This is a genomic window from Rhodospirillaceae bacterium, assembly GCA_018660465.1.
Taxonomy (GTDB): Bacteria; Pseudomonadota; Alphaproteobacteria; order Rhodospirillales; family JABJKH01; genus JABJKH01.
Genome location: JABJKH010000089.1, coordinates 200,259 through 210,016, shown reverse-complemented (window position 1 = coordinate 210,016; position 9,758 = coordinate 200,259). Strand labels below are relative to the sequence as shown.

Annotated in this window: 13 protein-coding genes; 5 read left to right on the top strand and 8 right to left on the bottom strand. The window is 48.4% G+C overall.

The window, feature by feature from the left end; translation table 11 throughout:
* The first annotated feature begins 207 nt into the window (after positions 1 to 207).
* On the top strand, positions 208 to 417 hold the full coding sequence (locus tag HOM51_15185) for a hypothetical protein (protein ID MBT5035856.1): 210 nt from the start codon (positions 208 to 210) through the stop codon (positions 415 to 417).
* On the opposite strand, the gene HOM51_15180 is transcribed toward HOM51_15185, so the two are convergent.
* Positions 414 to 1,196, bottom strand: coding sequence for a DUF427 domain-containing protein (locus tag HOM51_15180; protein ID MBT5035855.1), 783 nt, complete (start codon positions 1,194 to 1,196; stop codon positions 414 to 416). The genes HOM51_15185 and HOM51_15180 overlap by 4 nt on opposite strands.
* A 184-nt stretch (positions 1,197 to 1,380) precedes the next feature.
* On the opposite strand from HOM51_15180, the gene HOM51_15175 reads away from it, so the two are divergent.
* From HOM51_15175 to HOM51_15165, 3 genes are all read left to right on the top strand, one after another.
* The gene (locus tag HOM51_15175) at positions 1,381 to 1,542 is read left to right on the top strand and encodes a hypothetical protein (GenBank protein MBT5035854.1); all 162 of its coding nucleotides are present in this window, start codon (positions 1,381 to 1,383) and stop codon (positions 1,540 to 1,542) included.
* Positions 1,543 to 1,810: 268 nt separating this feature from the next.
* A complete protein-coding gene (locus HOM51_15170) occupies positions 1,811 to 3,115 on the top strand; it encodes an ammonium transporter (GenBank protein ID MBT5035853.1) in 1,305 nt (434 codons plus the stop codon).
* Positions 3,116 to 3,156: 41 nt separating this feature from the next.
* The gene (locus HOM51_15165; GenBank protein ID MBT5035852.1) at positions 3,157 to 3,495 is read left to right on the top strand and encodes a P-II family nitrogen regulator; all 339 of its coding nucleotides are present in this window, start codon (positions 3,157 to 3,159) and stop codon (positions 3,493 to 3,495) included.
* Between the two features lie 12 nt (positions 3,496 to 3,507).
* On the opposite strand, the gene HOM51_15160 is transcribed toward HOM51_15165, so the two are convergent.
* From HOM51_15160 to HOM51_15150, 3 genes are all read right to left on the bottom strand, one after another.
* Entirely contained in the window at positions 3,508 to 4,791 is a 1,284-nt protein-coding gene (locus tag HOM51_15160; protein ID MBT5035851.1) for an outer membrane beta-barrel protein, read from the bottom strand.
* Between the two features lie 102 nt (positions 4,792 to 4,893).
* Positions 4,894 to 5,625 carry a hypothetical protein gene (locus tag HOM51_15155; GenBank protein ID MBT5035850.1) on the bottom strand — a complete coding sequence of 244 codons (732 nt, stop codon included), beginning with the start codon at positions 5,623 to 5,625 and terminating at the stop codon, positions 4,894 to 4,896.
* A gap of 171 nt (positions 5,626 to 5,796) precedes the next feature.
* Positions 5,797 to 6,054, bottom strand: coding sequence for a hypothetical protein (locus HOM51_15150; protein MBT5035849.1), 258 nt, complete (start codon positions 6,052 to 6,054; stop codon positions 5,797 to 5,799).
* Between the two features lie 226 nt (positions 6,055 to 6,280).
* Here HOM51_15150 and HOM51_15145 point away from each other — a divergent pair, with 226 nt between their 5' ends.
* A complete protein-coding gene (locus HOM51_15145) occupies positions 6,281 to 7,153 on the top strand; it encodes an SUMF1/EgtB/PvdO family nonheme iron enzyme (GenBank protein MBT5035848.1) in 873 nt (290 codons plus the stop codon).
* On the opposite strand, the gene HOM51_15140 is transcribed toward HOM51_15145, so the two are convergent.
* The 4 genes from HOM51_15140 to HOM51_15125 are packed head-to-tail and all read right to left on the bottom strand — an operon-like array spanning position 7,150 to position 9,560.
* Positions 7,150 to 7,485 carry a tRNA-binding protein gene (locus HOM51_15140; protein MBT5035847.1) on the bottom strand — a complete coding sequence of 112 codons (336 nt, stop codon included), beginning with the start codon at positions 7,483 to 7,485 and terminating at the stop codon, positions 7,150 to 7,152. The genes HOM51_15145 and HOM51_15140 overlap by 4 nt on opposite strands.
* Positions 7,486 to 7,517: 32 nt before the next feature.
* On the bottom strand, positions 7,518 to 7,829 hold the full coding sequence (locus tag HOM51_15135; protein ID MBT5035846.1) for an STAS domain-containing protein: 312 nt from the start codon (positions 7,827 to 7,829) through the stop codon (positions 7,518 to 7,520).
* 29 nt (positions 7,830 to 7,858) lie between these two features.
* Positions 7,859 to 8,986, bottom strand: coding sequence for a methyl-accepting chemotaxis protein (locus HOM51_15130; protein MBT5035845.1), 1,128 nt, complete (start codon positions 8,984 to 8,986; stop codon positions 7,859 to 7,861).
* A gap of 46 nt (positions 8,987 to 9,032) precedes the next feature.
* Entirely contained in the window at positions 9,033 to 9,560 is a 528-nt protein-coding gene (locus tag HOM51_15125; GenBank protein ID MBT5035844.1) for a PAS domain-containing protein, read from the bottom strand.
* Positions 9,561 to 9,758 lie beyond the last annotated feature (198 nt).

Below are 9,758 nucleotides of genomic sequence, written 5' to 3'. Positions count from 1 at the left end.
TCTGTGACCTGAGCAACGGCATCGCGTTTAAATTCTTCGGTGTATCGTATTGCGGACATAATCTTAAACTCCTTGCTTCATTTTTAAACTGCAAGGTGTCTACAAATCTAGGGGCTATTCAGCCTTCTCGATCATACACCGGGAGAAGGCTCGAGACCCGACCAAACCTTTGCCAAGGTTTGGGGCAGGCATGCACTCGATCTACGTTTGACGGTTCCTTGGCTGTTCGGCGGGTTCTATATGGTGTTTCTGGCGGGCAAGGAACGTCGTCCAAAAGACCGACGGAAATCCGAAAGTAAGGAACACAAAATTTTTACATCCGGCAACCTGATGTTCTTGATCATGCTGATCATTTGGACAGGGGCTGCTGGCTATGTGATATGGAAAGCGGCTAAATCGATTATGGGGTTTGATTAGCTGACATTCTCATACCATAGAATTTTTGATGTGGATGGTGGGATTCCATCAATAAGGATTTCATCGACTTTTTCATTGTAGAAGCACAATAGATTCTTGATATCTGCCACTTCCGGAAGCGGTGTTGGATACGACCACACGACGTTTTCAAATTCGTCACCATTAATGCGTACCGTCCAATAGTCACAGGTCCCTTTGTAGGGGCAAGACGTGTGCAAATCGGTCGCTTGCAGAAGGTCCATGCGGATATCTTCTTTGGGAATGTAATACCGAGTAATCGATCCCGTTTCATAAAGTAGGCTGGCGCGGGTGGTTTCCGCCACTGTTTCTCCTCCGATGACGACCTGGAGAGGCTGAGAGCTTTTCCGAACATCAATTCGCACGAACGGGTCCTTTGGGTGGATGAAAATCTCATCATCGTCTTCGTACCAATGATCCATTAATTTGAAGTAGAATGCGACGTATCCAGCTATCCTTTCCGCGCCTGGAATGGGGCTTTCGTAGCTCCAGGCCGCGTTCTCAGCTGTTTTCTCACGCGTGGCGATATTCCAGTAGGATGCATCCCCCTTTATGGAGCAAACGGTGGCGTGGTCGGTTTTTTCAAGCAAATCCATCCGGACATCACCCTTGGGGAAATAATAAACCGGCGCATGACGGGTTTCGCGCAAAATAAGGGTATTTGTCGATTCTGCGATCTCCAGGTCGCCGAATACAGCTCTAATCCGTTTTGGGCAGGGCCATGCTTGAATTTTGTGCTCTGATTTGGGGATATTCGCCATTGAATTCTCTCGATCCTAAACGTTTTACTGAAACCTATTAATCAGGGTATTTATGACTACATAACCTAGACTAACAAGAGATTTGGCAGACAATTTCTGCCTAAAATAAAAATATTTAATTGTTCCTCTGGACATCGTTTTTCAAACTAAATAAAACACCTCATTAGATGTATAGGAGTCAGATATGGCAATTTATAAAATCGTCCGCTTGGATGTGAAAAACGATAAGAGAACCGATAGCGGCAAGCAGTTCAGCACCAAAACGGAAGCACAAATCGAATTGGATTTGTTGAATTCTCGTGTGCGAGACCTGAATGAGGCGCGTTACGAAATTGAAGAAGGATAGGGCGTCGTATCCGACAGGTTTTGTTCTTGGGCGCCGACTTTAGTTAAAGTCGGCGCTTTTGTATAAGAACTGCGGGACTGAATTTATTGCTTAATTTATAGGCAGGATCGATTGAAATTAATAAATTAAACAAACAAGCATGTTTTTTGGGCAAAATTGTTGAGGTTTGCGATCTGCTTATGTTAGGATGCTGCACGTTTAAGCCTGAAAAATAATAGTAATATGGGCTGGTTTAATGAACTTAAATTTTGCGGTGGGGAATATCCTTATGTCTAAGTCCATCCTAGCGAGTACCCACCGGGTGCTCTTCTTTATTGCGCTCGGAATTTTCATGTTGCCTGGCGAAGCTTTTGCAGCGGATAAGCTCAGTGACGGTGATACAGCGTGGATTCTCACGGCGACGGCGTTAGTGCTGTTTATGACGTTGCCGGGGTTGGCACTGTTTTATGGCGGCTTGGTTCGGACCAAGAACGTTCTATCGGTCCTGATGCACTGTTATGCCATCGCGTGCTTAGCATCAGTCCTTTGGTTCGCTGTCGTCTATAGCTTGGCATTTAGTGAAGGCAATAAATTTATTGGCGGACTCGACAAGGCATTCTTGGCTGGTGTCGGTGTAGATACGCTGAGTGGCAGCATACCTGAGACCGTATTCTTTATGTTCCAGATGACGTTTGCGGTTATCACACCGGCGCTCATTGTTGGCGCCTATGTGGAACGCATTAAGTTTTCAGCCGTCATGCTTTTAAGCGGTTTATGGCTGATTTTGGTCTACGCCCCGGTTTGTCACTGGGTTTGGGGCGGTGGCTGGCTTGCTGACATGGGGGTAATGGACTTTGCCGGTGGCTTGGTCGTGCACGTAACCGCAGGCACGTCGGCACTGGTAATCGCCAAAATGTTGGGCAGTCGCAAAGGTTTTCCATCGAATATCATGACGCCACATAACCCTGGCATGACGATGATTGGTGCGTCGATGCTTTGGGTAGGCTGGTATGGCTTTAACGCGGGCAGCGCCTTAACGGCTGGCGGTAGTGCCGGTATGGCGATGACAGTGACGCATATTTCGGCGGCAACAGCATCGTTGGTGTGGATGTGCATTGAATGGTCCCGGTACGGCAAACCGACATTGATTGGTACGGTAACAGGGACGATCGCCGGTCTGGCAACGATCACGCCAGCCTCTGGCTTTGTTGGACCCGCAGGCGCGCTCGTTATCGGAATCGTCTCCGGCTATGTCTGCTTTGAAGCGGTTCAAATTGTGAAGCAGAAGTGGGGTGTTGATGATACCTTAGACGTATTCGCGGTTCACGGCCTTGGTGGCGCCATGGGGATTATGATGGCTTCGGTTCTTGCCTCTACGCTGGGTGGCCTTGGTTACCCCCAGGAAGGCATGACCATGGGCGGCTCATTTATGGCACAAGGGACAGGCATGATCGCAACAGCAGTGTGGTCGGGCGTTGTAACTTACGTCATTGTAAAGGTGGTTAGCGCAATGGTTGGTTTCCGAGTTAGTGCGGAAGAGGAAACCGAGGGACTGGACATCACCACCCATGGCGAACGAGGATATGAACTCTAAAATAAATAATTCTGGGTATAAGTTGAATAGGGAGTACAGCCATGAAGTTAGTAATGGCCATAATCAAGCCGTTTAAATTAGATGACGTTCGAGAAGCCTTAACGCCCTTGGGCGTGCAGGGCATGACAGTCAGCGAAGTAAAGGGCTTCGGTCGCCAAAAGGGGCAGACTGAAATTTATCGTGGGGCAGAATACGAAGTTAGTTTTATGCCCAAGATCAAAATTGAAATTGCCGTCAGCGCTGACATCACCGAACAAGTTGTTGAGGCCATTCAATCTTCGGCATCAACCGGTAAAATTGGTGACGGAAAGATATTCGTACTTGATTTAGGAGAGGCTATTAGAATTCGGACAAACGAAACTGGAACGGAAGCACTTTAGGGTTATAAGGCTTTAGAATTTATATATTATGCCGGCTGATATTGCATCGTTGGTTAGGGCGTAGTTTTCATATTCTCCCCGGACGGCAATGTTTGGCGTAAGCCAAAAATCTAAACCTGCGGCAAAATACGACTTGCCGGAATGTCCGCCGGCATCCTCGTTATCAAATTTTCCGTCAATATTGAGGTAGATGAGTCCCAATTTAGCGAAGGGGACAAACCATTCCACTATGGGATACCCGGCCTGGACGGCAAACCCTGGTCCCGAAAGACTGACCTCCGCATTAAGGGTTGAATCCGTTGATTTGGTGCTACTACCCAAATCAGCATAGAATACTTCCATCGAGAAAATCCGTGTGAAGCGATACCCACTAAATAATTTAAAATATGTTTGGGTTGATTCTATATCCGCAGTTCCAAACGAATTTCTTACCGTAACATCCAAAAACGACCCCCCAAAGTTAACGCCGATATAGGCGCCTTGGGTGTCGAACTCTTGTGTCTTTTTTTGTATTGGGTCCAACCGCGCTGACGGGGGGAGTTGGTATTTTGGTGCCAAAGAACCGGGCACCTGGGGGAGACCGTGGTCCGTCGCACCGATTGGCATTGGTGCCATTGCCGGACCTGGTGAAGTATATGGCGGAGAATAGCTCGGTCTTATTTGAGGGCTTAGAGGAGCTTGCTGATTTTGAAGCGTATCGTGTCCTCCAGATGATCGGCCAGATGAGCCCTTGCCGGGCACCGGGGCAGAAAGCCAATCCTTGAGCCACGGTTCCTGGGGCAGGACAATCGCTTGCGCAATTTGAGCGGGTTTGGCCGACACCATGCGTTTTGGTGTGTGGCCTAGGGGAGCGCTGATGCGCTGGGTCGTCGCTCTGCTGAATCCCGGTCCTGCTGGGGCATCAACAAGATCGAATACAATCCGGGGTCCCCGTCGTCCTGACGCCGGTAATGTAAAGGAGCGCTTTATTTTGATCGGCTTGGTCGTTGTAATTGCCAACGCTCCGCCCCCTGAGTGAGCTTTGAATTGGTAGCCTGATACTACGCCCTTGGGTGTATTTAAGGTCTTGGGGGCATTCCACGATACTTTGGGAAAAGCGATCAGCAGGGCTTTGCCCTGGCCTGTTCCGGCAACATCGTAGGCCAAGTCCGCGTCACCCTGGACATCAAGCACAATTCGGGTCATGGCGCTGTGAACACCAACCCGAATTTGCTCCACTGATTGGGCAAGTGACGCCGTAATTGTTGTGCCCAAAAGCATGCACACAATGCCAATGGTCCTAATAATTTTACCCATGTCTCAAAGGTGTCCCAGTTCGTTCACCTCTATTGTGCCTAAGAATGAGCGGAAAATACACAAAGAAACGTAAAAAATTCAATTCCTTAACTGTTATCTTAGTCAGGAAGCCCGCTTCTTTTTCAAGGCAGCATCAACGGCTTTAATTTGATCTTCAACGGAAATACCTTTGACCGACGTAAGTTCTAAATCTCTATCGTCGTAGGCGTTTATCCCAGGATGGCGAACTTCCCAATCGGTAACAGCCTTATCGCGCTCTCGCAGCAAATCGACGATCGTCGGGTAAAATAACTGTATCAAATTGGTGACCCAGATGTTTACCGGCCATGAAGGCCACGCCATGTCCATATCAAAACTGTCCAAGAGTTCAATTACATCTTCCGCCTTGTACCAGGCTTCGCCAGTGACCCATCTGTTGGTCGTAAATATACGGACTGGATAGCCTGCGGCATTCATGGATATGCCGACAAAATGGGTAAGGTCGTCGTTGTCGCTTTCGGGTTCTTCGTAATCTGGCAGTGGCACGGGTTTTATTTTTTTTGGCATGCCCCGGGGACGTAGAAAAGTGTGAAAATGTCCGTTTTCTTCGCCGAATTTTTCTGTTCGTTCGCCTGGGGGATGGGCGTGGTAGTAATACTGTGCATGGGTTTCGTGGTCATAGACATCACCGTCCGGGTAATGATCCCATTCGAAGAAGTCCTCGGCAGTATCTAAGAGTTCTCCAACCACATTATGATTGGTCTTTTGCAAGACACGATAGCACTCGAGCACCCGCTGGCCGGCCTCACTCATGGCTTGAAGACGTTCTTTAGAGAGAGTGTTAAGATTGGTCATTCAATAGCGTTTCCAACGAAATAACTCGATTTCATTTGTTCTTATATAATTTAAATAGAAATTTCGGAGCGTCAAACCCGCCTAAAAAGAAATACGCCGTAAATCCTATTCAGATTCACGGCGTATTCTATAATAGCTTCGCGCTAGGCTGCTAGGGCCGAGCCCGTAAAATTACCATTTTTTCTTCTTGCCTGCGCAGGGATTACATCCGCCACACTTTGATTTTGCGCGACAGGGGTTACATCCGCCACACTTTGATTTGGCGCGACAGGGGTTACACCCGCCACATTTTTTCTTGCCAGCACAAGGGTTACAGGCAGCCAGCTGTACGCCGGTTGCAGCTTTAGCAGATGCTGTTGGCAGAACGTCCAGGGCACCAGCACCAGCCAGCGTTGCGACACTAAGTGCGATTACTGTTTTTTTAAGCATGTCTCGATATCCTTCTCTGTTTAGGTTGATTGACTTTGTTTCTGTTGTTTCGCGCGGGACTTCTTTTATGTCCCAAATATTCACGTTTTTTTCCGTACCTGATGAAGAACCTCGCAGAAATCGCTGCTGACGTATAGTAAACCAGCTTCAAATCTATGTGATGAAGGATAGGGAGAACCTCGCCGCCCGCTATATTGGCAGCAACTCAATATGGAGAAATTTCTTGATGAATGGCATCAGGTCCCTGACGGCACTGTTATTTGGTTTCGCCATGGTTTGCGGTGCCCAACCGTCCGATTCTGCTCATAGAGCGTCAAACGGACCTGTCGTCATTGAAATTCCGCAGGGTAGCTTTATTGCCGGATCAAATCGAAAGGAACGTGAATACGCTTACACCTTGGATGAACGTGCCTATGGCCATAACAACACTCGGAAGTGGGAATGGTATGAGAATGAGCGCGAGCTCCAAGCTGTTGAAATTAAATCCTTCAAGATTACCAAAAACCTGATCACCAATGCCCAGTATGCTGCCTTCATTCGAGCGACGGGCCACCGACCTCCCGGTGTTGATCGCAAGACCTGGAAGAGTTATGGCCTGATCCATCCGTACCAACGTTCAAGACGTCATGCCTGGCGCGACGGAGTCGTGCCAAAGGGCCGAGAAAATCATCCCGTTGTGATGGTTTCTTTTCAAGATGCCATGGCCTATGCCGGATGGCTTTCAAAGCAGACCGGGCACACCTGGCGACTACCTCGGGAATTGGAGTGGGAGAAGGCTGCAAGGGGTGTTGATGGCAGTTGGTTCCCTTGGGGTAATACGTTTGAGGCGACATTAGCCAACAGTCACGATAAGGGACCGTTTGATACGCTTCCTGTTGGCCGATTTCCGAAGGGGGCCAGTCCCTATGGCCTGTTGGATGGTGCCGGCCAAGTTTTTGAATGGACCGAAGCCGTGCCGGGTAAAAAACGTGCAATCGTTAAAGGCGGCTCATGGGACGACAGGGGCTGCGGCATCTGCCGCCCAGCGGCGCGTCACACCCGGCCAATGGCAATCAAGCATATTCTGATCGGATTTAGGTTGGTGCTGGTAAGGGATTAGTACATCCGACCGCCATTTGGGACAGGCTTGCTTGGTTCGGTCAAGACGACTTCACCGTCTTCATCGGGGAAGCCGAGAACCAGACATTCGGACATGAACTTGCCGATTTGCTTCGGGGGAAAATTCACGACTGCGGCAACTTGCCGACCGGGAAGCGTCTCGGGGGTGTAATGTAGGGTAATTTGTGCGGATGTCTTGCGTTCGCCGATTTCAGGTCCAAAGTCGATCCATAGTTTTATCGCCGGTTTACGCGCCTCTGGGTAGGGTTCTGCACGGACAACAGTGCCGACCCGAATATCCACGTTCATAAAGTCGTCAAAGGTGATGGTCATGGGAGACCCTCACTATGAGCCAATATTAGTGCTCAATCGCTTATGATCGGGATGAGTTGCTCGAAATGCGCGACGTCTATCATATCTTTGACCTGACCGCCGGTCGAGACTTTCATCCCAACGGTATTACCCACCCTTTCAACTTCTGCCTTAATACGGAGCAAGAGTCCGAGACCTGCTGAGTCAATGAATTCGACATTGCAGAGGTCAAGAATTGTTTGCGATCCTCCAAGCTCCGCGATCTCAGTAATGATTTCCCGAAACTGCTGGTTCTCGTCAAAGGTTAATCTTCCGGCCAAGTTAACTTCCGTCTTATTGCCGTTGGATGAGATTCTATAGTCCATGATAATTAATCTTTCCTACTTTCGGGCGGCTAGGTGTAATTTTTTACAAATTGTTCAACACTGTTTAGGAGCACATCGGCCGGCCCCTTCATATCATTCGACTGCCAAAGAAGGTCGATTGCATTACTGACGGTTTGAACATTAGACTGGGTCACGTCGCTCGTGCCTTTAGAGACATTTTGCATGCCGTTTGAAGCCTGCTGTACATTTTCACTAATTTCTGCGGTTGCTTCGGCCTGCTGATCTACAGAGAAGTGAATTTCTTGGGTAATCTGGTCCATTTCTGAGATGATTTCACTTATCGTTCCGATGGTGGTCACCGTTTCATCTGTAGCAGTTTGGATGGACGTAATCTGGGCTGAGATTTCATCTGTGGCCTGAGACGTTTGATTGGCCAGAGATTTCACTTCGTTTGCAACGACGGCAAATCCTTTTCCCGCATCACCGGCCCGGGCAGCTTCGATTGTCGCGTTCAAGGCAAGAAGGTTCGTTTGACTGGCAATGTCTGTGATCAGGCTTACGACGCTGCCAATCTTGCTTGCTGCAGTGGCTAAAACTTTGACACCTTCATTGATAGACTCGGCTTGTGAAACAGCACGTTTGGCGATTCCCGATGAATGATCAACCTGATTTTTAATCTCAGAGATAGATCCTGAAAGTTCCTCCGTCGCAGCTGCAACAGCTTCCACCCGCATCATTGTATCTTTGGTTGCCATCGAAACGTCGAGGGATTTTCCTGTCCCTTGCTCAGTCCGAGCCGCCATGCTTTCGGCTTTATCAATCATCGAGATACACGATTTCGATACGCCGCGAGTCACGGTGAGAACCTCTCCCGACAGTTCAGCGGTTTCCTTGTGCTGAGTTTCGACGTCTGAAATTGCGGTATTAATAACACCGGAGGCGCGACCGAATTCCCCGACCATGCCCTCTTCATGAATTCGGCGATAGAATTTTTTCTCGCAGACGTGTTCTAAAGCCGCCGTTGATTCGCGAATGTAGGCATCCGAAAGGTCTATCATATGATTAATTGCATCACAGAGCTCTCTCATTTCGCCTCTTTCCGCCTCGATATCAATTACTCGTGCCTCTAAATCTCCGGCAGCGACAGCCTTACAGACCGAAAGTATCTTCGAGATTGATTGTGAAGGTTTAGCCATAACGTTTTCGTCCTCTTATATAGTATTATTGTATCTGGCCTTGGCGCTATAGCCTGGCGATAAATTCGTCATATTCTACGTTGCTCTCTTTCAGTATGCCGACCAGCATATCGAACGAAGCATGCATGCCGTCCTTGCTGTTTGCGTGCTTGGCTTCTTCGGCTAAGAGCGACTGGTAGAGGGGGATAATTGTCGTATCGAGAATTTGGCGGTTTGGAACACGCCGGTTTGAATGAAACCCAATAATTTGACCGGAAGTGTCTTTGCTGGGGGTGACATGAGCCAGCACCCAGTAATGATCACCGTTCTTTGACCTGTTGACGACATAGGCGAAAATTTCCCGCCCCGCTTGAATATGGTCCCACAAAAGCTTGAAGACACAACGTGGCATTTCAGGGTGACGGATCATGCTGTGGGGTTCGCCGAGACATTCACGTTCGGTATATCCGGCAAGCTCTAAAAATATAGAGTTGCAATATGTTAAGCGACCTTTGAGGTCTGTTTTGCTAACGATTATTTCATTCTTACCAAAAGTTCGCTCAATGCCCGTTAGACTTACATCGCTCGTGCTCATCAACTGCTCTCCAATAATTTAGACAGGCATACTCTACCTTCGTTATATATCTCAAATATGTCGTATATCTTTCGTCGTGTGTCCCAATGTGTCTCGCATGTTTCAGCAAGAGCCTTTTTATATCTGGAAAGGCCCCTTGCAACATTGACCGAAGTCATTTTTATAAAAGTGAGATTTATGATCTCGGTTGTTTTTGGG

Bases quoted from the DNA above. Each gene is read 5' to 3' on its own strand.
- HOM51_15165 (MBT5035852.1), top strand. From the start codon at position 3,157: ATGAAGTTAGTAATGGCCATAATCAAGCCGTTTAAATTAGATGACGTT.
- HOM51_15125 (MBT5035844.1), bottom strand. From the start codon at position 9,560: ATGAGCACGAGCGATGTAAGTCTAACGGGCATTGAGCGAACTTTTGGT.
- HOM51_15150 (MBT5035849.1), bottom strand. From the start codon at position 6,054: ATGCTTAAAAAAACAGTAATCGCACTTAGTGTCGCAACGCTGGCTGGT.
- HOM51_15160 (MBT5035851.1), bottom strand. From the start codon at position 4,791: ATGGGTAAAATTATTAGGACCATTGGCATTGTGTGCATGCTTTTGGGC.
- HOM51_15130 (MBT5035845.1), bottom strand. From the start codon at position 8,986: ATGGCTAAACCTTCACAATCAATCTCGAAGATACTTTCGGTCTGTAAG.
- HOM51_15155 (MBT5035850.1), bottom strand. From the start codon at position 5,625: ATGACCAATCTTAACACTCTCTCTAAAGAACGTCTTCAAGCCATGAGT.
- HOM51_15175 (MBT5035854.1), top strand. From the start codon at position 1,381: ATGGCAATTTATAAAATCGTCCGCTTGGATGTGAAAAACGATAAGAGA.
- HOM51_15135 (MBT5035846.1), bottom strand. From the start codon at position 7,829: ATGGACTATAGAATCTCATCCAACGGCAATAAGACGGAAGTTAACTTG.
- HOM51_15170 (MBT5035853.1), top strand. From the start codon at position 1,811: ATGTCTAAGTCCATCCTAGCGAGTACCCACCGGGTGCTCTTCTTTATT.
- HOM51_15140 (MBT5035847.1), bottom strand. From the start codon at position 7,485: ATGACCATCACCTTTGACGACTTTATGAACGTGGATATTCGGGTCGGC.
- HOM51_15180 (MBT5035855.1), bottom strand. From the start codon at position 1,196: ATGGCGAATATCCCCAAATCAGAGCACAAAATTCAAGCATGGCCCTGC.
- HOM51_15145 (MBT5035848.1), top strand. From the start codon at position 6,281: ATGAATGGCATCAGGTCCCTGACGGCACTGTTATTTGGTTTCGCCATG.